This window comes from Leptospira interrogans (genome assembly GCF_900156205.1).
Taxonomy (GTDB): domain Bacteria; phylum Spirochaetota; class Leptospiria; order Leptospirales; family Leptospiraceae; genus Leptospira; species Leptospira interrogans.
Map to the genome: position 1 here is coordinate 243,997 of NZ_FTNA01000004.1, position 23,043 is coordinate 267,039.

21 protein-coding genes and 1 tRNA gene are annotated in these 23,043 nt (G+C 36.4%); 6 read left to right on the forward strand and 16 right to left on the reverse strand.

Annotated features, from left to right (window positions below; all coding sequences use genetic code 11):
* Window positions 1-124: 124 nt before the first annotated feature.
* From BW942_RS05420 to BW942_RS05460, 9 genes are all read right to left on the reverse strand, one after another.
* Window positions 125-358: a hypothetical protein gene (locus BW942_RS05420; protein WP_000272477.1), complete on the reverse strand. Its 234-nt coding sequence runs from the start codon at window positions 356-358 to the stop codon at window positions 125-127.
* A 158-nt stretch (window positions 359-516) separates the two neighbouring features.
* On the reverse strand, window positions 517-1,038 hold the full coding sequence (locus tag BW942_RS05425) for a M23 family metallopeptidase (RefSeq protein WP_000162902.1): 522 nt from the start codon (window positions 1,036-1,038) through the stop codon (window positions 517-519).
* A gap of 195 nt (window positions 1,039-1,233) precedes the next feature.
* Entirely contained in the window at window positions 1,234-2,640 is a 1,407-nt protein-coding gene (gene nhaC, locus BW942_RS05430; protein WP_001068039.1) for a Na+/H+ antiporter NhaC, read from the reverse strand.
* Complete coding sequence (locus tag BW942_RS05435) at window positions 2,637-3,734, reverse strand: RluA family pseudouridine synthase (RefSeq protein ID WP_000566815.1); 1,098 nt, start codon at window positions 3,732-3,734, stop codon at window positions 2,637-2,639. The genes nhaC and BW942_RS05435 overlap by 4 nt, the downstream gene beginning before the upstream one ends.
* A gap of 8 nt (window positions 3,735-3,742) precedes the next feature.
* Window positions 3,743-4,816, reverse strand: a complete 1,074-nt coding sequence (locus tag BW942_RS05440) for a PilZ domain-containing protein (protein ID WP_000357129.1) — start codon at window positions 4,814-4,816, stop codon at window positions 3,743-3,745.
* A gap of 80 nt (window positions 4,817-4,896) precedes the next feature.
* Window positions 4,897-7,179: an alpha-hydroxy-acid oxidizing protein gene (locus BW942_RS05445; protein WP_000058904.1), complete on the reverse strand. Its 2,283-nt coding sequence runs from the start codon at window positions 7,177-7,179 to the stop codon at window positions 4,897-4,899.
* 16 nt (window positions 7,180-7,195) lie between these two features.
* Window positions 7,196-8,323 (reverse strand): tRNA 2-thiouridine(34) synthase MnmA, encoded by a 1,128-nt coding sequence (mnmA, locus tag BW942_RS05450; protein WP_000033461.1) that lies wholly within the window; start codon window positions 8,321-8,323, stop codon window positions 7,196-7,198.
* Window positions 8,320-9,267, reverse strand: coding sequence for a pepsin/retropepsin-like aspartic protease family protein (locus tag BW942_RS05455; RefSeq protein ID WP_000284411.1), 948 nt, complete (start codon window positions 9,265-9,267; stop codon window positions 8,320-8,322). Before BW942_RS05455 ends, mnmA begins: the two co-directional genes overlap by 4 nt.
* Entirely contained in the window at window positions 9,246-9,476 is a 231-nt protein-coding gene (locus BW942_RS05460) for a hypothetical protein (RefSeq protein WP_000414477.1), read from the reverse strand. Before BW942_RS05460 ends, BW942_RS05455 begins: the two co-directional genes overlap by 22 nt.
* Here BW942_RS05460 and BW942_RS22055 point away from each other — a divergent pair.
* Entirely contained in the window at window positions 9,450-9,656 is a 207-nt protein-coding gene (locus tag BW942_RS22055; RefSeq protein ID WP_001968201.1) for a hypothetical protein, read from the forward strand. The two genes, BW942_RS05460 and BW942_RS22055, sit on opposite strands and share 27 nt — an antisense overlap.
* 1,278 nt (window positions 9,657-10,934) lie before the next feature.
* On the opposite strand, the gene BW942_RS05465 is transcribed toward BW942_RS22055, so the two are convergent.
* Window positions 10,935-11,993: a sensor domain-containing diguanylate cyclase gene (locus BW942_RS05465; protein WP_000623745.1), complete on the reverse strand. Its 1,059-nt coding sequence runs from the start codon at window positions 11,991-11,993 to the stop codon at window positions 10,935-10,937.
* 194 nt (window positions 11,994-12,187) lie between these two features.
* On the opposite strand from BW942_RS05465, the gene BW942_RS05470 reads away from it, so the two are divergent.
* Window positions 12,188-12,260, forward strand: a tRNA-Met gene (locus BW942_RS05470).
* A 538-nt stretch (window positions 12,261-12,798) separates the two neighbouring features.
* On the opposite strand, the gene proC is transcribed toward BW942_RS05470, so the two are convergent.
* From proC to BW942_RS05485, 3 genes are read right to left on the reverse strand one after another with little or no spacing between them, the layout of a single operon-like run.
* The gene (gene proC, locus BW942_RS05475) at window positions 12,799-13,572 is read right to left on the reverse strand and encodes a pyrroline-5-carboxylate reductase (protein WP_002080974.1); all 774 of its coding nucleotides are present in this window, start codon (window positions 13,570-13,572) and stop codon (window positions 12,799-12,801) included.
* 1 nt (window position 13,573) lies between these two features.
* Entirely contained in the window at window positions 13,574-14,242 is a 669-nt protein-coding gene (locus tag BW942_RS05480) for a YggS family pyridoxal phosphate-dependent enzyme (protein ID WP_000538451.1), read from the reverse strand.
* A gap of 1 nt (window position 14,243) precedes the next feature.
* A complete protein-coding gene (locus BW942_RS05485) occupies window positions 14,244-14,972 on the reverse strand; it encodes a hypothetical protein (RefSeq protein ID WP_001250524.1) in 729 nt (242 codons plus the stop codon).
* A gap of 78 nt (window positions 14,973-15,050) precedes the next feature.
* Here BW942_RS05485 and BW942_RS05490 point away from each other — a divergent pair, with 78 nt between their 5' ends.
* Window positions 15,051-15,800: a flagellar filament outer layer protein FlaA gene (locus BW942_RS05490; protein ID WP_000466324.1), complete on the forward strand. Its 750-nt coding sequence runs from the start codon at window positions 15,051-15,053 to the stop codon at window positions 15,798-15,800.
* Here BW942_RS05490 and BW942_RS05495 read toward each other — a convergent pair.
* Window positions 15,772-16,389 (reverse strand): HAD family hydrolase, encoded by a 618-nt coding sequence (locus tag BW942_RS05495; protein WP_001967625.1) that lies wholly within the window; start codon window positions 16,387-16,389, stop codon window positions 15,772-15,774. The two genes, BW942_RS05490 and BW942_RS05495, sit on opposite strands and share 29 nt — an antisense overlap.
* A gap of 6 nt (window positions 16,390-16,395) precedes the next feature.
* On the opposite strand from BW942_RS05495, the gene BW942_RS05500 reads away from it, so the two are divergent.
* Both BW942_RS05500 and BW942_RS05515 read left to right on the forward strand, forming a co-directional pair.
* The gene (locus BW942_RS05500) at window positions 16,396-17,652 is read left to right on the forward strand and encodes a 3-deoxy-D-manno-octulosonic acid transferase (protein ID WP_000576871.1); all 1,257 of its coding nucleotides are present in this window, start codon (window positions 16,396-16,398) and stop codon (window positions 17,650-17,652) included.
* Between the two features lie 220 nt (window positions 17,653-17,872).
* Window positions 17,873-18,154, forward strand: coding sequence for a hypothetical protein (locus BW942_RS05515; RefSeq protein ID WP_000489180.1), 282 nt, complete (start codon window positions 17,873-17,875; stop codon window positions 18,152-18,154).
* Window positions 18,155-18,774: 620 nt separating this feature from the next.
* On the opposite strand, the gene BW942_RS05520 is transcribed toward BW942_RS05515, so the two are convergent.
* Window positions 18,775-19,668 (reverse strand): hypothetical protein, encoded by an 894-nt coding sequence (locus BW942_RS05520; RefSeq protein WP_000220884.1) that lies wholly within the window; start codon window positions 19,666-19,668, stop codon window positions 18,775-18,777.
* 324 nt (window positions 19,669-19,992) lie between these two features.
* Between BW942_RS05520 and BW942_RS05525 the strand changes: the two genes are divergently transcribed.
* Window positions 19,993-20,529 (forward strand): DUF1564 domain-containing protein, encoded by a 537-nt coding sequence (locus BW942_RS05525; protein ID WP_000365006.1) that lies wholly within the window; start codon window positions 19,993-19,995, stop codon window positions 20,527-20,529.
* Window positions 20,530-20,905: 376 nt separating this feature from the next.
* On the opposite strand, the gene BW942_RS05535 is transcribed toward BW942_RS05525, so the two are convergent.
* Window positions 20,906-23,008 carry a sodium-translocating pyrophosphatase gene (locus BW942_RS05535; protein ID WP_017855597.1) on the reverse strand — a complete coding sequence of 701 codons (2,103 nt, stop codon included), beginning with the start codon at window positions 23,006-23,008 and terminating at the stop codon, window positions 20,906-20,908.
* Window positions 23,009-23,043 lie beyond the last annotated feature (35 nt).

The following is a 23,043-nucleotide window of genomic DNA, read 5'->3' on the forward strand; positions in this document are numbered from 1 at the left end:
TTACGGATAAAAACGGCTGTCGAGATCCTACAACAAACAAAATAAAATTGGTAGATCGATTCTTAATTTTTATTTTACTCAAATTTTAAAATCCTTTAGATTTGCAAAAATTTTTATTTAGAACCTACCTAAAACTAACCAAACGATCCATAGAAAAACGCTCGTTGAGTCTTATAAATGCAAAAACTACTATTGAAATTGAATCTAAAAAATAATAAGAATCTATATAACGTGAGTTCGACATAACATACAAAAAAGATTGAAGTGAAAAACGAAACAATTTGTAAAAACTACAAAAATCATTTCCTTTAAGATTCTTTAGAAATCTCTCTAAAACTCTCAAATGATAATCATACATTCAAATTTCCGCATGAAATTGCTATTTGTAGCCACAATCAAATTAAAAATTTATTAGACTTGTTGGAAAATTTCACAGCGGCGATTAGCAAAACTACTTCAATCGACCATTTCATGAAATAGAAACAAGATGAAGAATTAATTTTCAACAACTCTATTTTATAGATTTGAATTTATAAAATACGAAATCGGATTTAGGTAAAACATTTTTTTCCATCCCTCCCGATCCTGATCCACAAGCCAGACATAAGGCAAAGGAGTAATGATCGAATAATGTAAATGTAATGGTTTACCAATTGCGTTTCCAGTATTACCAACGATCCCAATTACTTCCTCTCGATTGATCCAAGACCAAGTTGAAATTTTAATTTCCTTTAGATGTGCATAATAATGAAATCTCCATTTAGGACCGAGAATTAGAATTACATTTCCACCCATTGAAATCTCACCACAAAAAACAACTAAACCTGGGGTTGCAGAAAAAATTTTCTTTCCTTGTTTTGCAAAAATATCCACACCTTTATGAGTCCCAGATCGCCCCCACGGATAAAACCAAAAAGATTGAGGATGATAACTAGAACGATTTGCGCCTTCCACCGGCATCGAAATATTTTGCGGAAAGATAAATCCAAGAACTACAATCGTTATGAGAAGTAAGAAAAGAGGATTTTTTTTTGTCATTTTAAAATTTAGATTATTTGTAAATAGAAATTCAATATTATTTTAACGTGTTTTAAACATACCTCATAAAATGAGCCTTTACAAAAAAATAAAATCTAATACTACGTTTCATTACAGTCTTTCAAAGAGTGATTCTGCTTGTTTGAGTCGCTCAAAAAAAACATCAAAAATTAATAATATTCTTAAATTTTAATTCTACGTGCCAATCCTTTTTTTTCGAATCGTCCATCCAGTCCAAGCGCAGACAAGAGAAATAATAGGACTACATAAATTTAAAATCGCATACGGAAGGAATACAACCACAGGAACTCCAAGTGCTGCAGCCATAAAAGAACCACATGTATTCCAAGGGACCAAAGCAGAAGTCATCGTACCTGAATCCTCCAAGGCCCTGGAAAGATTTTTAGGATCAAGACCATGCTCTTCGTAAGATTTTTTAAACATCTTTCCCGGAACCAATATCGAAAGATATTGATCGGAAGAAATTAGATTTGCGGAAATGCTAGTAAAAATAGTTCCCGTTAAAAGAGATCGATCTGTATTCGCATATTTTAATATTCCTTTGGTAATTTCCTGAATCAAGCCGGCCCCTTCCATCGCTCCCGCAAAAAACATTGCCGAAAAAATCAACCAAACCGTAGGAAGCATAGAAGCCATTCCTCCTCTCGAAAGTAAAGCATCCGTAAGAGGACTTTGACTCTTAATCGAATTTCCTTTAGAAGCAGCATTTAAAATCTGTTTGTAAATTTCCGGAAAATCTAATTCGGAATGTTGTAAAAAAACTCCGGATACCACTCCGGAAAGAATTCCTGCAAGAATTGAAGGTATAGCTGGAATTTTAAAATAAATCATTACAAAGGTCAAAATAGGAGGGATTATCAAAGCGGGATGAATTCGAAAAGATTTTTCGAGCAAACCGATCACCTCGTTTACCTTTTGATCCCCACTTTCAGAACCAGAATAATCTAAACCGGTCCAAGTAAAAAACACAATCGCAATACAAAAAGCAGGAATCGTAGTATATAACATATGTTGAATATGTGTAAAAAGTGGAGTTCCAGCGATCGAAGAAGCCAGATTGGTCGTCTCCGAAAATGGAGAAAGTTTATCTCCAAAATACGCCCCCGATACGATGGCTCCTGCGGCGATCCCAGAAGGAACGCCTAACGTGGTTCCTATCCCCATCAGCGCAACTCCTACGGTTCCCGCCGTAGACCAAGAACTTCCAGTAATTAAAGAAACAACGGAAGATAGAACACAAGCGGTTACTAAAAAGAAAGAAGGTTTTAAAATTTTTAATCCCCACACAATCATAGAAGGTACGATTCCAGACCAAATCCAAACTCCTATCAGAGATCCAATCAATAGAAGAATGAGCACAGGTTTTAATACGTTTTTCAATGATTCTAAAATTCTTTCTTCTAGAACGTCCCATTTAACCCCAAGACGAATTCCGAGTAAACTCGCAACCGTTCCGGAAAGAATCAAAAGCATTTGTGCGGGGCCGTCCACGGTTCCATTTCCAAACACAACTCCCGCATAACCGAGCCCCATCACGAGTACAATCACAGGAATAAAAGATTCGAATAATCCTGGATTCACAAAAAATCCTCCGGAATAGGAGCCGTAATTTTCATCTTTTGATTTGTGACCGGGTGATTCAAACAAACTGCATACGAATGCAAAGCTTGTCTTTTCATTCCCAACCGAGTGGTCAGATCTGGATTTTTTCCTTCTATAAATTCTAAAAAAACTTTCTCGTCTTTTCCATAGAGTTTATCTCCAAATAGAGGAAAACCTAAACTAAACAAAGTGGCTCGAATCTGATGCATACGCCCAGTAATCGGCTTACATAATAAAAAAGAATAACAATCCTTCTCCTGGTCTAAAAAAACCGATTTTATTTTTTCATTATTCACATTTTTGAATTGAAATTCTATTTTAGAAAATTTGAATTTTGATTCCCTCCCTTTATCATATTCAATTTTTTGAAAATAAGTCAAAGAAATTTCCTCCTGTTTTTCGATGAGAGAATTTTCGAATAAGTATTTTTTATTTCTTTTTAAAAAATTAAATTTTAAAGGAACAAATGTTCTTTTCTTTCTAATTTTAGAAGAAAGGTCTGGTTTTAAAATACCATACGCCGATTTTCTTTTTGGAAAATTTCCATGTACTTTTGTAATATAATATTTTTGAATATTTCCTAAACTAAATGATTTAGATAAAATAGAAGCAATCTCCGAATTTTTAGCGAACAAAATCACCCCCGAAGTTTCCCTGTCCAATCGGTGCACCGTAAATAAATCTTTAAACTTTCCGGATTCTTTTAGAAAAGTCAGAAGATTTCCCTTTCGATAAATTCCAGCGGGATGAATCGGAAGATCACCTGGTTTATCAACCGCTACAAAAAATTCATCTTCATAAAGAATTTTATAATCATTTCGAACCGGAGGTTCTTCCTTTTGGATCGGATGATAAGAAATTAAATCCCCTTCTTTAAGAGAAACTCCCGGTTTGACCGTTTTACTAGAAATCAGAATTCTTCCTTCGGTAATTTCTTTTTGCCAAGTCGTTCTAGAATGATAAGTGAATTTTTTAGAAAGAAAATGATCAAGTCTAGTTCCGGATTCTTCTTTAGAAATTAGAAACTGAAATAGTTCCTCGAATTTTTTTGAATCAATAATAGGATCGATCAAAACAAAACTCAGGTTTGATTTTCCTTGGAGTCGATATAAGTTTGAATCATATTTTCTTCTCTTTCGTTCAAGTTGAAAAATTCGCAACCGATTCGAAACATTTTATCTGTATTGGTGATATTTCGGATCACCGCGCGAAACGTTCCCTTACTTTCCGCAGAAAAATTGATGTCAAATAGAATAGTTTCTCCCACTGCAAAACTTCTGGAAAAGAAAATAGACTGATGATGAAAAAAGCCTACACCTTGCATGGATATATTGTCCACGTTACATTTCTCTTTGGATTCTTGAAAAAAACCAGAAGCAATGATTTCTTTAGAAATTGAGTTTGCAGTAATATTAGCAGTATTGAAATCGCTCGCACTTAGTTCCTTATCTGAAAGAATCTGAACATAACCCAATGGAGTGTAACCTTTATATCGGATCATAATTGAAATTTCAGAAACGATACCTGATTCCAAGTTATTTACAGCAATCAACTTTTGATATTCTGAAAATGTAAGAAATTGAAAACCAGCGCTTCCATCCGATTTCGCATAACGATCTAAAATGTAAATCGGCTTATCAAAATTGTACATTAACCTGAGTCTGTTATCCATTTTGTCCGAAAAAAAGATACTGGAAAGAGGATAGGTTTCCTTGAGAAGTTTTGCGTGTTTTTTAACGATCCCGTCTATCTTTTTATCGGCAAATCCGACCGCTTTCCTAACCTTATATTGATTGATGATATTCGTAAGAGTAATTTGAGATGTTGAGTCTATATGAACCCTTTTTTCAGTTCTCTGAGCGATAGTTACTTGAATCGCACTCGTAAGTAAAAGTTCCACGCTGTTTGATGGATTGTGAAGTTCAACGGTACAAAAAGCCGCAAATCTATGATTATTATGAACTAAAAACAATTTTCGACTTTGTTCGTTAGGAGTTCCTGGAGGAAGAGTGACTACAATTCTAAAAGAATCTTTAAGACCGGCCACTCTTACGGGAAGTGGGCGATTGTCTACAAGTATCACTACGGGGAGTCTAGTAAAAAGAGATTGAAGAATTTTATGAATTCCTTCTGCGTCATTGATAAACTTATCCATGATTCTTTCGTCCGAACACGACCCGTAGATTTACGGTTCGAATATTAAACCGTAAATTTTAAGTTAGTAAAACGATTTTCTCATTCAGTCGGAGAATTTTCTTCGTCAATTTTTTTCCGAAAGAGTAACTCCATTCCAATATCTTTCAAAGTTTCGGTTCCAGTAACATTCATAGACTGTAAAAGATTATCAGTATATTGTGAAATTAAAAATCGAACTCCGGCAACTCCACCTCCAACCGCAAAAATCGCCATCGGTCTTCCCACTAGAACCGTATCCGCACCCAAAGCGATCATTTTAAATACGTCCATGCCGCTTCTCACTCCACCATCTGCCACAATCTGAATCTTATCACCTATAACATTTCTAATTCCAGAAAGAACTCTAGCAGTTCCGGGCATATCGTCTAAAACTCTTCCTCCGTGATTGGATACGACGATACAATCCGCACCTGCATCGATTGCAAGCTGTGCGTCCTGTGGGGCCATGATACCTTTGACGATAAAAGGTAACTTAGTAAAAGAACGAATTTTCGCAAGTTTAGAAACATTTCTAGTAATCGAGGAAATATTTTTCAAAGTCATCGTCTTAAAATTGACCGCGTCTACGTCCATACCGATCGCCAAAAGACCGGATTTTTCGGATTCTTGAAATCTTTCTTTTAAAAGCCCTTCGTCTTCTCTAGGTTTACAGATCAAAACCGCGTCCGCCTTTGTTTTACGAATCGCTTCCAACATGATCAAATATTTTTCCGGACTGGCGCCATCGCCTAACCATGCCAAGGTGCCAGAAGTATGACATCCCTCCAGCAGAGTAGCCGCAAACGTAAACTCATCCATGGCGCCGTTCATATTCGTAACAGCTCCAGTCATCGGAGCTGCCATTACAGGGGTTCTAAATTTTTTTCCAAGAAAGTGAGCTTCTACCGAAGCCTGAGTATGTTCTCGAATATATTTAGGAAGAATCGAATATTCCCGTAGTGCATTGATATTGTCTTGAAAAGTAAGCATTTTTCCCAGAGCGCCCATCCCAGGAACCCCGGAAGCACAATCGGTTCCGTCACAAACTTTACAAACCCAGCATACTTCTTTTCCAAAACGTAATCTGGCATTTTGTTGAATTTCTTTTTCGGAAACAGAATAGAGTTCGTCACAAGTAAATCGAATCGTATTTTTTACTTTTTCAAAAACCGTCTCAGCTTGCTCCAAAGTATCCGCGCTGATAATTACGTGTCCCGTTTTTTCTATGTTATTCGTAGGTTCTTGGATAATATCCCCGATCTTATTCATAAAAAACAGATCGTTGACCCCTTCTATCTTACGAGTCTCCTCAATTCCATCGATGGAAATAAGTTTTCCTCTCGGAGCTAAAAGACAACGTTCTATCGAAATTCTATTGGAGGTAGGAGTCAAGTTGTCCGGCTCTTCACCTAACGCGATTAAGATGGCGGCCCGATTTAAGTTAATTCCAGAAGAAAGAGGAAAAGTGAACGCAGACATAAAACCACCGGATAATCTCGCGGCAATTTCCCCTACCTTAACTCCATCCGGAGTAACTTTAATATCTCCCTTTCCAGCTCCAAGAGTAATTCCAAGAGCCTTCATACTTCGAAACATCACCTCTTCCACTTCTTTTAAAATAGAAGGACTCAAAGCAGAAGGCATGTTATGCCCCATCTCTATAAAATAAGGTTCTCTTTCAATAATTCTATCTGCGATTCCAGTGATTACAAAATTCCCATTCCAAGTGAGAGCGTCCACAGAAACTTCCGGACCGGGCATATATTCTTCTAAAATCATCTCTCCCGTAGGAGAATATTTTTTTGCGTGTTTAAACGCCGCTTGTAACTCTTCCCTATTTTCTACTTTGATAACCCCCCGAGCACCCATGTTGTCCGCGGGTTTCATCACGAGTGGAAAATTCAAAAATTCTAATGCGTCTCTTGTATCGGAAAGACTCCACACAGGAGCAAAACCGGGGAGAGGAATTCCTGCTTTTTTCAAACGTTCCCGCATTTTTACTTTGTTAGAAGCGGCTTCCGCATCCACATATCGAATTCCAGGGAGATCGAGAGCATTTGCAACCGCGGCCACGGTCATACTCGCATCGGTTCCGGCAGTAATCACTCCGTCGATTTTGATTTTAGTGGAGAGTTTTTTGGATTCTCTTACCATTCCTTCAATATCTTTCGTGCTCATTACCATAGGAATGTCGCAAATTTTCATACCAGGAGCTTCACCATTCATATCTGCGACTACGGTGGTAAGTTTCATCATTTTAGAGGTTTGAATGATGGGAACCTGTAAAAGCCCCCCTCCTACGATCAAAATCGTCTTTCCAGTAATTTTATGACTTAGAGACAAAAAAGAAAATCCTCGTTCAATTTAAGACAGAAATCGCAGGTTCCGCAACCCGCATTTGAATACTTCCCTTGGAGATAATTCCGCCTAACAATAAATAATCGGAGTCTAAAGGATAAAACACCGCAGATTGTCCTGGAGTCACTCCTCTTACATCCTCTAGAGGATGAACGATAAGTCCCTCTTTCATTTTTGTAATTTTACAACGGATCGGAATATGTCTGTAACGAACTTGAACCCTACATTCGAGAGATTCTCCCTCGTTCAAAGGAGCAAGTCCCTGAAAGTTTAAATCGATTACGGAGAAAGATTCATTGTAGGTTTCATTCTCTTCTCCTAATATTACAGAACCGTCATCTTCGATAGAAATTACGTAAAGAGGATTTTTCCAGGCAATTCCCAGCCCCTTTCTCTGACCGATCGTAAAATTTTCACGACCCTTGTGTTTTCCTACGATACGACCATCTTTCAATTTAAAAAACCCAGGAGTAAACTCTACGTTTTTCTTTTCTAAAAATTTTCTATAATCGTTTTCCGGAATAAAACAAATTTCTTGAGACTCTGATTTATCTGCGACAGGAAGTCCCATCCTTCTTGCAATTTGCCTCACTTCCGGTTTTGTCATTTCACCGAGAGGAAAAATTACGTTTTTAAGATTTTCTTGAGAAAGTCCGTACAAATAGTAGGCCTGATTTTTTCCAACATCAATTCCATTGGCAATCGCGTAACGCTCTCCATTACGCGCAATCCTGGCATAATGACCAGTTGCAATTTTATCGATTCCCAGCGCCTTGGCCTTTTCAAAAAGAGCCCCAAACTTCACAAAAGTATTACATTCCACACAAGGATTTGGAGTTTTTCCATGTTGATAGTCTTCTATAAAACGATCGATCACTTTCTCTTGGAATACCTTTTCCATCTTAATTACATAAAATGGAATTTTTAAGGAAATACCAACGTCCCTAGCATCTCGAATATCCTCTGGAGAACAGCAAGATTTTTTAGTAGTATCGCAGGCAGGAGCTTCGTATTCCCAAGTTCTCAGATTGACTCCAATCACTTCGTATCCATCTTCCATGAGCAAACCGGCTGTTACAGCACTATCCACCCCTCCACTCATTGCCACTATGATTTTTCCTTTGCTCATCGGTCTTTCCCTACTATACCTATAAGACTCCGTTTCATGTCCAAAAGAATTCTATGTTTGTTTAGCCAGTTCACGCCTAGAACACCTTGAATTCTAATCCCATTGGTGGGCTTCGAAAGCTCAACTGGAAGTCCAGAAGGAAGAATTTCTAGATCCTCAACACAAATAGACGTCGGAATCAAACAAAGTTTACGAACAAATCTGGTTCGGATGTTTACAACCTTTCCTTGAAAATTTAAAACCGAAACAGATCTGCTCGAAAAAGTTTCTTCTATGATACCAGGCAACGGACTAGGAAGTTCCAAAACGCTGGGTTCGGCTCCGGTATCTAAAATTAGAAGAGATTTATCTTGAGTGCCGTAATTGACTTCCAACACGGGAAGGCCAGAAACAAAACGTAGTGGTTCCGCATCTCTCTCAAGTCCAGATAAATTAGAGATTGAGGAAAGTTTTCCGTCTAAAATCTCTAAAAAACGGATCTGAGTTGGATATTCTAATATTATAATTTTATCATATAAAGAATCTATACCAATAATTCCATCCAACTCCAGATGACCGGAGAAGTTATGGGAATACACGGTTATATCTTTAAAAATTGGAAATACGTTGTGAAACAATTGGATAGTTTTGATTTTCCGATAGGAATCATCCTTACCTCCCGGATAAGAAACAGCGATTCTTTTTTTGGAATCCAATTCCGTAAAGTACCGTTCGTCTAAAAATGAAAATCTAGAACCAGTATCCACCAAAAAACGAAGAGGTTTTTGATCCGGTGAGAGAGAAAGTTGAATAAAACGAAATCCACCTTTTACATAAAAAGGAAGAGTAATTTCCACTCCCCCCGAAATCGGAATCACTTTCGTTTTCGAGGGAATAAAAGAACAAGAAAGGAAAGATAAGACTATAAGGTAAAAAAATATCCTCAGGTTAACTTTTTGATACATTTTTGATTGGAACATCGTGTGTAATCGATCACGCAGTCCCTGTATTGGATTCCAGTAATCGGGTCCGCAGGTTTATATTCTATAAAACAAGAATACGGAGAGAAATCAAATTTTTCTTTCCCGAGGGCCCTATCTTGGATTCGTTTTGTGAGTTCTTTTTCTTCAAACTGAGTCAGAGGGATTTGGTACAGAAGAGGATTCTTTTCCATACTGTATTGATCGGCATATTTTCCAAAAAGAAAAGTTTTTCTATAGTTTATTTTAAAAACTTTTTTAAACTCCGATCTTTAATAAACTTAGACCGGAGTTCAGAAAAAGTAGTAGTTCCTACATTTTTAGAATTTATCTGTAAAATCAGTATTTGTGGTAGCTCCCACATTCTTTTATAAAAAAGGTTCAGCTTATTTATAAAAGCCTAGTTAACGTGAGTTCGGCATAAGAAAGTTGGACAATTTTTTCTAAAAGTAGTAGTTCCTACATTTATTTATAAAAATGATTTCTATATAACTTTTTAGTTTTTACTCAGAATTATATAAAAGAGTACCAATTAAAGACTATGATAAAAATTTAAGAAAATCAATTTTATAGAGGTTACTCAGAACTACATAAAGTACTTTATTTAATAAGTTTACGCCTTAATCATGTAAATTCGGTGTAAGAAAGTTCAGGTGAATTCGGCGTCGCCAGACCCTACTTTCAACTCCGATCAACAAATTGAGGGTTCGATTCAAAACAAAATCTTTTACCAAATTCAATTTGTTATAGAACACAATCCGTCAAACGATCCATGGAAGTGGCGCTGAGTGCCCATAGAAGCGAGAAGCTTTAATTTGAAAGTGTGTTCTGCTGAGTTCCCCCACAAGTTGAATAGGATTTTAGAATCAAAATGAACTCAACAGAACGGGCTTTCTATGGATCGCCGTTCTGGGCTCAAAAAGGCACATTTTTCAAGTGTTCCGACAAGAACGAGTCTTTTTACTTGCAAAAAGTATGTTTTTCTGATAAAGAAAACCTTTCCACCTCCTCCCCCACCCAAAAATAGAAAAAACTCAACACAACACTCTCTATGAATCGCGTTGTGAGGTGGGAACTAGTTTTACAGAGGATTTGTCGTAATTCCGACAGATTTATATTGAGATCAAATACTTGTGGGGTTGGTGATGACTGAGTTCCCCCACATGATTCCTTTCGCGTTATTACTGAATTCACATTATTTTAAGATTTTGCGGGAATTCCTGCAAAAATCGTCTCAAATAACTACTTGTATAAGTTTTTAACCGCCTTTCTTTACTAGAATTTTTGTAAGAGTTCCCACATTTCCAAAGTTTAACCGTGAAATTGAGAGTATTTATATGTTCTTATTCAGAGCAATAAAGTAAAATGCTCCAAACGAGAATTCGACTTTAAATTCATTAGTATTCTATTATATATAGGAATAGGCTACAAAATAGAACCACACATTTATTTTTTACCTTAAAAACAAACATTTAAGAAAAGAATTTTTTAAGTGGAACTTTTGCTCATCGCTAACATGAACAAACAAAAATCTTTTTAAAATTAAATTTAAAAAACTTCAATTGAAACCAAAATCAAATGTTTGATTCAAATCCTAGTTTTAAAAATGGTCATCGACTTTAAAATTCATTCTATAGCAATAGTAGTTTTCTCTAATTTTCTTTGTAACAAACAGTACGATTTTTACCTGAATTTTTAGCTGTATAAAGCGCCTTATCTGCTCTTTCAATCAAATCTCTGTTATTTTTATCCTTAGGCCAAAACTCAGATACACCAACCGAAAGAGTAACTTTTAAATCTGGACCTCCGTTTGGATTTTTCACAGAACTAGATTCTACGGCTTTGCGAATCATTTCTCCCATTTCGTACCCTCTTTCCAAATCCGCACCGGGCATTACCAAACAAAATTCCTCGCCTCCATATCTAGCTGGAATATCATGTTTCCCTGCTTGACGAATCAATTGTTTCGCCACTTCGATCAAAACCTGATCTCCTGCCTGATGTCCATGGGTATCATTGAACTTCTTAAAGTTATCCACGTCTGTGAATAGAAGAGTAAGATAGGATTTTTTCTTTCTGCAACGATCCATTTCTTCTTTAAGTTTTGTCTGAAAGTAATGATGTACTTTGAGTCCAGTCATCATATCTACAGTAGCGAGTTCGTAGAGTCTTGAGTTTTCCACCGCGATTCCGGCAAGAGTGGAAAGAGTCGTTAGAAAGTCTCTATCCTCTTCTTGGACTTCGTTCATGGTCATCTTTTCTCCTAGAACCAAAAGTCCGTTCACTTTTCCTTTTGCATTCAATGGAATGATCAGATCAGCTCCAATTCCTCTCAAAAAATCTACTTCATTTACAGCCCTACCCATATTCTCTTCGATTTGATTTATGGTCATGGCTTTCATTCTAGTTTCTAAAAATTGAATCAGAGCCGCGTTTGTTTTAATTCGAAAAGATTTCTCGTTTTCGGAAAGATCAAAACCTTTATAACTCGGATCCAATTCAAAAAAATCGGAATCTACTTCCGGACTGACATAGATCGCAGCCTGTAGAGTCTGAAGCTGAGCGAGACAGATATTTAAAATCGCATCCATTAGATATTTATAATCTAATGTGGAATTTAAAGCTTTACTAATTTCTAATAATTGTTTTTGATCATAGATTTTCTTTTCCAGATATTCTATCATCAAGGGATCGTTTTCTTTACTGATCAAACGGTTGGTTCTCCAGTCTCTATACTAAGGGAGTATTTTCCAATTTTACACCGAATATATTCGGCAATTTTTTTCATTCTGGTGATATTTCTTTTTTACGAAGATTATCAGACCAATTTTTCACAAAAATCAATTCTTTTTGTCGATTTATTCTTGCTTTCAAGACCTATCCACCAATACTTGCCCGTAGACACCGCGCGGTGGAGCAGCTGGTAGCTCGTTGGGCTCATAACCCAAAGGTCATAGGTTCGAATCCTGTCCGCGCTAGTGTTTTAATCCTTCCGCTTTACTTTTCAAGATAAATTTTAGTCCAAAGAGTTAATTTCATCTATAACAACAGCTTTTTATAAAAAGTTTGCTTTCTTTTTTATCTTTGGAATCAAAATAAAATCTGAAATTTTTATTTTATACCTTTTGATTCACAAAATTAGTCACAAAATACTATTTTTAAATCACCAAATCTCAATTAACGTGAACCGATATAAGGAATTCATTTTTCTGAAAATAGCTAGGATCTACATTTTACAGATCGATCCCTAAAATAGAATTATTGAAAAATTCATTTTCCATCCATTTCCATTAAAATAGACAATGGAAGCAAATTTTGCTCATCTTCATTATGGAATGTTCAACAACTCTAATGTAGGAACTTATACTTTTAAAAAGATTCTTTCTAATTTTCTAAATTCATTTACAGGTTTTGAGACTTTTTTTGGAAGCAGTTCCTAGATTTTTATAAAATTTTAGTACATTCCAATTACAGATCCAAATGAATTAGAAACAAGTATAGTTTGTTTAAATAATTTTAAACTCCCAACTCTTTAGAACGATTTGCTGCAGCTTTTACCGCCTCTAAAACCGCATTGCTAAATCCATTTTTTTCCAATTCCACAAGCCCAGCTATCGTAGTTCCTCCTGGAGAAGTTACTTTATTTTTCCACACTTCTGGATGAGTTGTCGGATCTTTCTCTCTTTCTTTTCTAAGAAGCTGTGCAGAACCGATCACTGTTTGTATGCTGAGATCCAACGCTTCTTGATACCCCAAGCCGGAAAGAACGCCACCTTCTGCTAAAGCTTGTATAAATTTAAAAACATAGGCCGGGCCCGATCCGGAAAGTCCAGTAACCGCGTCCATGAGAGTCTCACTACCGAGTTTTACAGAATGTCCTAAAGGCTGAAAGATCTCGGAAACGGTTTCGTATAACTCTTCGTCTCCGAAAAATCCGATCGCCCCTTCTGAAACTAGTAAAGGTAAATTAGGCATTACCCTCACTACATTGGATCCCGTCGGAAGATTTTTTAGAATTGTATCGATATGAATTCCAGCGGCAACGGATATAATTTTTTTAGGAACTTTGATTTGTCTTAAAAGTTCAATCACCTTTCCAGGTTTTACACAAACGAGTATTAAATCGGACTTAGAAACAAATTCATCCCAGGAAGATATAAGTTCTATCTTTTGATTGGAAATTATATAAGGATCATATCCCAATACTTGTGTCGGATAACGTTCTTTAAGAGAGAAATAAATTGCTCCTCCCATATTTCCACAACCCGCAATTCCTATCGTATATTTCATATCAATTTCTTTCTCCAAAAATCGCACTTCCAATCCTAACAAAATCACTTCCCTCTTCGATCGCGATTTTATAATCTCCAGACATTCCCATAGAAAGTTTCGCTTCCGGTATATAATCTTTTTTGAATTTAGAAAGTTCTCGAAAAACTTCTCTGGTTTTAGTAAGATCTCCGTCCGAAGGCCCCATTACCATGAGTCCTTCTAACTTGCAGTAAGTATTAGACAATTTTTCTTTTTGTTTTAAAATTTCGATCAGTTCTTTTCTTTCAAAACCGTGTTTTGTATTTTCTCCGGTTAAATTTGCTTGTAGAAAGTATAAAATTTTTTTTTCTTCCCTTAGCGCTCTAGTTAAAAGTTCGTTTACGATTCCAACACTCCCCACTCCATGAGCGTATGAATATCCTAAAAATAACTTTCGCAAAGTTCCACTTTGAACTGGTCCGATATGATGTAAAACCAGAGATGTATTTTTATCTTTTAACCACTGTGAAAACTTTTCGATTCCTTCTTGAATTCTATTTTCACCGAAATGGACAACACCACATCCAATCGCTTCTTTGATTTTTTCGATCGGTTGAAACTTAGAAACGGCGATGAGTGTAGGAGGATTTTCCGACCTAAGTTGCTGAAGTTCCTCGTAAATTTTTTGATAACTCTCTAAAACCCCCATATTACTCTTTTGTTTTTAGCCTCTCCATTTCTCTTTCTAACTTTTGAACCCTTTTTTCTAAACTTTTTCGATCTACTTTATGAGTTTTATGTTTTTTCTTTGTATGAGAAATTCCTAATTTTCTCTCTAAACGATCCACTCTGTTTTCTAAGGATCGAATTTTTTTTCCAGTTTTAGAGGTAGAATGTTTTTTCATCTTAGATTTTTTAGGAAAACGTCTTTCAGTCTTTCGATCGACTTTTTCGAACTTGTTTTCCCAATCTTTCATCCTTTCCTTTTTGGGTTCTTCTTTGTAGACGTTTGTTTCTTCTTTAGGTACGTTAGTCGAAACTTCCTGCGTTTTTTCTTTAGCCTTTCCCTTGTTTACATTTTTATAATTGTTTGTTTCTTCCCTCAATTTCTCTTCAGGAATCACACCTTGTTTTGTTTCCTCAGCCCAGTCTTCCTGAACCGCTTTGTTAGGCGGTAAACTTTCAGATTCATGATTGGAAAACTCTCCTGGAACTTTCTTTTCCGTCGGAAGAGTATTTAGATCGTTGTGAGACTCTGAGTTTACATCTGGGCTTAAGATCACTCTATCAATTTTTGAATTGTTTGAAACTTCCTCACTTTCCTTCTTTTTTAAAAACTTAGAAATATCTTCCCGGAAAAGATAACTATAAACGATCAACGATCCTAGGAGCAAAACTAAGATTCCGGAAAGTAGAATTTTCAACTGGTCTCTTCTCATGGGTATACCTGTTTTTTAATATCGGTTTTTAGTCTGTTTTTAAGTCTTATTTTCTCCGAATAGAATCTTGTGAGAATATTGTTTTTCTCGGTAATTTTATTTGCCCTTTGTTTTTTGGAATCGGCTCTGGGAAGGATAGAACTTTCCTCTTCTCCAGTAAAAAGAGACGAAGATGAAATGAGTCGAGTTTTGATTTTAGAAAAGATACTCTCGGATTGGAAACAATACAATCTTTTTCTTGTGGATTCATTTGAAGGTTCCAGGCCTTGGGAAATTTATAGAGGAGTTTCATTTTTAAACGAAATTCGTTTTAACTCTCAGATTCCAGAAAATTCTGCCTTTTCTAAAGAAAGAGAATTTTATCCCACTCTTTCTACTGCAAACGACTATCACTCTATGATGATTCAGACCTTTTTCGAAAATCCGAAACACTCACATTTAGAAATTCGCCCGAAAGAAAAAATCAGACTCCCAATCGGAATCCCTACTCGAATTTTTTTTTGGATGTATGCCAATTCTCAAAACGCAAAATTAGAATTGGTTCTTCATCAGCATAAATCCAAAGAAATCGTAATTGATTTAGGAGATTTGAGTTTTGACGGTTGGAAACGGATTGAGAAAAAATTAGAAATCCCAGCTCAGAATATAAAACTCAATCGAAATCTACGTTATCCGTTCGAAGTTGCAGAAATTCGTTTGATCCCAGGCCCATTTCAGAAAAAGGGAGAATTTGTTTTTTATCTGGATCGTATGGGTATTCTAATCGATACGAGAGATGAAAGTTATCCCGGTGCGGAGATCAAAGATAATTGGGGAACTGGTCTCTAAAAAATTCTCCGAGTTGAGAAGGTTTTTTCGGATCGAATTGAAATGTATCCCATCCTATATAACCCGCCGCCTCTACGTTAGTCGCATTGTCATCTATCAAAACATAACGCATACCTGGATAATCGGTTTGAATCCATTGAAAATACTCTTCTGCTGGCTTTCTAACGCCTAGTTCACAGGAAAAATACAACTGATCAAATTGAGAAAATACTTCCTGCATTTCAGTAAACTTTTGAAGTTCTTTATACCAGACGGAGTAATTACTTGCTAATACTATTTTATTTCCGTTTGCCTTGAGTAGTTTTACAATTTCTACCGTTTCCGGTATCAATCGTATTTTGCTAAACATAAAATCTTTGATCTTTTTAGGATCTGGTAAACCACCGTTTCTATATTCCGGCAGATAAAATCTTTCTAAAAATTCGTCCTCTTCAATTTGTCCTTTTTCAAATTCTATAAACGCGTTTCTTTCTCTTCCCTGAATAAATTTTTCTCTCGATTCGTTTGGGAGCATTTTATAGAGTGCAGAATGGAAAGGATCTTTAATTAAAGTATCCATCAAATCAAATGCAAATAAAACTCCGCTCATAGAACTATGATTTTTCTTTATCAAATCCTGACGATCTTTCTTCTTATTTTTGTTGTTCCGATTTCTTTCTTATTTCCTTCCGCGAGACTTTTTTTTAGAAAACGTTCTGCAGATAAGAAAAAAATTCTTTCTAAGTCACTGGACCTTTCCGGTAAATATACTGTTTGGCTTCACGCTGCTTCGGTTGGTGAATTGGACCAGTGTAAGGCACTTGCACTTGAATTTAGAAAAAACGATCCTTCTGCATTTTTAATTCAATCTGTTTTTTCGGATAGTGTAAGAGATTCTCAATTAGAAGCATTTCCAGCGGATGAAACTTTTCATCTTCCGATCGATCTTCCTTTTAGTTATGATTGGATTTTTTCCCGTTTTCACCCTAAGGTTTTAGTTTTGATGGCTTGGGATACCTGGCCAAATTTAGTAATTTCTGCAAATAGATTTAACACCAAAGTAGTGTTAGGTTCTGCGGTAATCGGAAATCGTAAAAAAGGGATTATGGGCAAATTGACTAAATCCGTTTTTAAACATCTGGATGGAATTTTTCCTTCTCACGAATCTTTTTACGATGTTTTTCGTTCTTTGGTCCCGGATCAAATTCCTGTAAAGGTGTTAGGTGATACTAGATTCGATTCCGTTCTCAAAAAAATCGAAGACAATGCTAAAATTTTTAAAAAACCTAAAAATTATCCGTATTCTAAAATTATACTTTTTGCATCTACTTACGAACCCTGCGAAAACTTAATCGTTTCTCTTTATGAACTCATCCGTTCAAAAAACCCTGCCTTATTAGACAATTTTGCATTTTGGATTTTTCCCCATAAAACTTCTCCCGATAGGATTATTTCTATAGAACACAAACTACAAGATGCAAATATAATTTACCAAACCTGGACTTCTACTCCTTTTGAAAACCTGACGGCTCAGACAATCGTATTTGACGTGTTAGGCGTATTAGCATTTGCGTATCAAGCAGCGGATTTTGCCTATGTGGGAGGTGCACTTCACAATAGAGTGCACAACATTTTGGAACCAGCTACTTTTGGCCTGCCTCTGATGACCGGCCCTAAAATTTATAATTCTCCAGAAGCTATGATTTTGGAAAAATCGGGCAGTCTATTTATCGTCTCCGAAGCGGAAGACATATTCCAAATTTTGAATTTGTCTGAAAACGATCTGGAAACGATTCGAAAACAAAACTGGGAATTCGTCCAATCGGGGCGAGGAGCGGCGAAAAGATTGTATGAAGAGATTCGGAAGTTATAATTTTTTCTCAGCCAAAAGTTTTTGCTTAAGGCTTGTCCCGAAACCTCAAAAAATTTTACACTATAATTCTTTAGAAATTTTTAATAAAATGCAGTAGTTCCTACAAATTAAATCGCATTTGACAATTTGTGAACTTTCGAGTGGTTCTAATGTCGTTAAATTTTCGTAATAGTTCCCACATTGGACGGTTTTGGGACAAACTTTAATTATTGATAAAAAAATGTTTAGACTTCTCTTTTCGAAAATTCTGCTCGAATTTTTTTTATTTTTAGGGTTATCTTCGAAATTCAATGACAACAGTCATTCTGTCCAATCCCCGGCGGAAAATCCTAGTTTTACGATTTGCATCGACAAAACTTCCATTTTTTATATTTTAATTTTATTTCTTTTTTGTTTTGTGTCTGGAACGGAAATGTTAGGTTCGGAGGATAAATTAGAAAATTATAAACAAATCCGAAAATGTAGCCAAAAATTAGAATCCTGTTTGAAAAAATGTAACTAAGAATTCCCTCATTTTCGAAACTCTCAACTCGGTCCTTGTAAAGACACCTGCGTTCAAATAAGTAAGAAACAAGAAGGTTGCTTAATTTAACGTAAGTTTGGCGTAAGAAAACAAGAAAGAATTTTCTAAAAGTATGAGTTCCTACAATTTCAGAATTTGTTCTTAAAATCGTGATTTGCGGGGTTCCCACATTTTAGGAATAGATTTGTAAAGTTCGGATTCCAATTTTTTTCAGAAAAATGAAAAAACTATTTTGCAGAACCCGAACGCATGAAAATAACACGGTGCTGAGTTTATTTCAAAACTTAAAATGTGGAAAACTCACGCAGAAATTATAGTGATAAAAGATACTAATCTTTTTTACAAAACCTGTTTGAACACAATACATTAGTTTTGCTATTTAGCTATAAAATAACAAATCGTATGGCGTAATCGATGTGAACTCACACATTTTATTGAATATTCAAAAATGATTCATCTTAAGTTTTTAGAACAAGTCTCAATTACTCATAACTATATAACACAGTACCAATATTTTTTTTTGAAACAGGATTTTATAATTAAAATTTACGACACTCAATTTTATAGGGATAGGTAATAAAACATAACTTTTAAGATTCTCATTGTAGTGAAACGAATTTCATTTCCGAAAACTCTATCCTTTTTTTCAATATTTTTAAAATCGAATTTTGAATATCTCTCATCAAAAAATCTCCCCAAATAGACGCGTAAAAGTTAAAGTGAGTCGATAAGCGGTATTTACTTCGAAGATGAAGAGTTATAATTCCTGTTTCATTCGTTTTTAGATTTTCTTTATATTCTAATTCATATTCTCCTTGTAAAGCGTCGAAATATCTCCCTCCGGGTACTACATGAGAGTCTAATGTTGTTAACGGAATCAGATTCGGATCGGCCTTGATTTCGAATTTCAATTTTCGATTTCGATTCCACTCTGTGATAGTTTCATAAAATACTAATCCTTTTTCGAACCTCGCCTCTCTAACTCCTCCGATTCCTTCATAAGAAAGAGTAGCTTCAATCGGTCTGGGAAATCCCATTCGGTAAAAAAAGCCGGCTTCCGTTTTTTCGAGCTCGGGTATGCGGATGATGTTCTTCCAAATTTTTTCGGGTGTCGATTCGATCGCAATCTTCGTTTCGACGAATCTGATCTCGTTCGGTAATTCCCAATAAGTTTCGAAGTATCCAGTTATAAAAGGAAAACTTAAAATACCGAACATAGTAAGTAAATTCATTCTATGTCCCGGAAAAATATAGAACCAAATTCCCACTGCAATCCCACCCGCACTTGATAAAACAAGATAAACTGGAGCGCCCATTGCCAGACAGATGAGCCCTTCCCAATTTACCAAAAATGCACAATACATCGAAATAATAGTAGGTATCCAAGGATAAAAAATACGAAACGGAATCGGCTGTGGTTTTTCTTTTTCCAATCCATACACCGAAATAACTCCAATTAAGAAAGGAATCACAAAGAATCCGCCGTAAGTCATAGTCATTCCTAGATTTTTCAGGGATTCAATTTGAAATATATACTGTACAAAAATTGCATATAAGACGGAAATAATAGGAAAAATTATAATAGGTCGTAATAACAAATATAACATACCAACTAATAGACTTTTCCTTATTGAGTAGTCAGCTAAAAAAACGTTTTGATACTTTTTAAAAACTAAAATCATCTCGAATCTGATTTCAATGTAAGAAACCCTATCTTGTTTATCAGTTTTAGTTCAAATTATTAATTTCTTATATTTTTTTCTTAATTTTTTTTAGAATCAGGTCCTTCATTTGTAATTTAATGAACCGTTTTGGATATGGACCTTCTTTTACTTTCTTCTCAAAAAAAGATTTTATCCGCCTTAAATGAAGGAGAAGTCGGCTCCGACTCTCTTTTAATTCCTCTCAGCTATTGGAATCAATTGAATTCGATTCAGAAAAAAGCTCTTTCTAAAAAACTTCCTTTTTTGTTAGAGAAATATACTAAATATATCTCTTCTTTAAACCGTCTGCATTGGAGAGCCGGAAAAATCAAATACAACTGGGGAGTTGGTGAGTTGAAGAAAATGACCATCCATGTAAATACTGGAGTTTGGGCTGTGTTAGGTGCATTGGCCGCTGCACATGGAGTTTCCAGGTGTTTTCTTTTTAACTATCTTCTCTGGTTAGAAGAAGTAGGCGTCGGAGATTCTATCGTAGACACGATGAACCGAGGAGTTCCTCAGTTCCATAAATCTTACAAAATGATCTGGACTTTAAATTTACGTAAAAATCAAATTTCCAGGGAATTATTCTTCGAACCCAACCCGATTGCAAGCGAACATTCCTATTTTTTACCAGAACCAAACTTTTAAAAACCACTCAATCAAACTAAAACGAAAAAAATATAGAACTTCAAAACGCGTGAGCGATCGAGATGAAAATACTGCAATGCACCATTGATCAACCTATATGCAACGTTGCAAATCCAAAGATTCTGGATTTTAGACAAAATCAAATGGTGCTTTGCAGATTGTAATCGAGAGCGCGACCTGTCGAACGTTTTTAAAAAAAGAATTTCACCTTTAAGAAGTTATTTGGTTCATCAACTCCAATTGTTCGACAGGGCACGCCCGGTTCTGATCCAATACTTCAAAAAATTTAATCTTCAAAACAAATCCACAAAAAAAGCCCTTCTTGCTTTTTGCAAAAAGGGCTTTGTAGCTTCATAAAATTCTAATTTAGAATTTTTTAATGAAATATTTTAAATATCAATCCACCTTGTTGGACAAAAAATTCAGCAAAAACTAAACTTGTAATCGCCATCAATTTGATTAGAATATTGATAGATGGTCCAGAAGTATCTTTAAACGGATCACCTACAACCGCGGCTTTGTGTTGATCCGATCCTTTTCCGCCCGCTTTTTTCTCAATGTATTTCTTTGCGTTGTCCCAACCTCCTCCGGAATTTGCGGCAGAAATTGCAAGCACCACACCCGCAACCAATGCCCCCGCAAGTACTCCGGCAAGAGTTTTGACTCCAAAAAGATAACCTACTAAGATCGGAGTTAATAAAACGAGAAGCCCCGGAAGAATCATTTCCCTCAAAGCAGCGCTCGTAGATATATCCACACAACGTTTGTAGTCCGGTTTATTTTTCCCTTCCATAATTCCTGGAATCTCTTTGAATTGTTTGCGAACCTCTTCCACCATATCCACTGCGGCTTTTCCTACAGACTTCATCGTCATTGCGGTGAATAAAAAAGGAAGCATCGCTCCAAACATCAATCCTCCAAACACTTCCGCATTTAAAACCTCAAGACTCGTGGTATGAGTTCTTGTGATGAAAGCCGCAAATAACGCAAGAGAAGTCAAAGCGGCGCTTCCAATCGCAAATCCCTTGCCGATCGCCGCAGTTGTATTTCCAGCCGCGTCCAGAGTATCGGTTCTATCACGAACTTCTTTTCCGAGTTCCGCCATTTCCGCGATCCCGCCCGCGTTATCCGAAACAGGACCGTAAGCGTCTATGGTCAATCCAATCGCGATCGTGGAAATCATGCCCAGAGCCGCAATCGCGATTCCATACATTCCCGCAAGTAGGTTTGCCGTTACAATTGTAATCACAAGTAAAATCACTGGAATTACGGAAGAATGATAACCAAGAGACAATCCGTAGATGATATTTGTCGCCGCTCCTGTGTTAGACGCTTCTGCCACTTCTCTTACAGGTTTATAAGAATGTGAAGTATAATATTCAGTTACAATCCCTATAAACATTCCAGAAAAAAGTCCAACCACCATCGAAATGTAAACGTCCCATTTTGTGATTGTTTTCCCCGCAATTTCAAAAGAATCCACCATGAAAGTTTTTGTTACAAAATACATGATTCCCGCGACTAGAAGTGTAGAAACCCAAAGTTGAACTTTAAGAGCGGATTCCACATTTCCATCTTCTTTGACTCTTGCAAGAAAGCTGGTTAAAATAGAAGCTGGGATTCCAAATGCAGAAATCAAAAGCGGGTATAATAGAGCGTCTACAGATCCAGAAAGAGCGGAGGCAGTAGCACCAATTACAAGAGCCGCACAAGTAGCTTCCGCACAGGAACCAAATAAATCTGCTCCCATTCCTGCCACATCGCCCACATTATCTCCTACGTTATCCGCAATCGTTGCCGGGTTTCTAGGATCGTCTTCAGGAATTCCTTTTTCCACCTTTCCGACTAGATCCGCTCCTACGTCTGCTGCTTTTGTATAAATTCCGCCGCCCACTCTTCCAAAAAGTGCTACAGCAGACCCCCCTAATCCAAAACCAGCCAAGGATTCCATAAGAAAATGTTTTTCTACACCTGGATACATTCCAGTAAAAACAAGAAAAAGCACGATCATTCCTAAAATTGCAAGCCCTACGAGTCCGAACCCCATCACGGCTCCAGAATCAAATGCTACCCGAAAAGCCTTTGCCATAGAAGATTTAGCGGCCTCTGCGGTTCTTACGTTTCCTGCAGTTGCAATTTTCATTCCGATAAAACCGGAAATACAGGAAATCAAAGCTCCCGATACAAAAGCAATTGCAGTATAAATTCCGTCGTTAAATCCTTCCGATCCAGGATTGTCTAACAATAGAACGATCAATACTGCCATAAAGGCAATAAACAGGGAAATGACTTTATATTCCCTTACGAGAAAGGCCATAGCTCCTTCGGAGATAGCGGATGAAATTTCTAAAAGCTTTTTCGTTTCTTTTTCGTTACCGCCTAAGGTACCTACTTTGATGGAGGTGACTTTTAAGGTATAGACCACAGCAGTGACGATCGCCAAAATAGACATGGCGATAATTATCGTAACTGAATTCATTCAGTGAAACCTCTTGTTTTTTTTTAATGTTCCGA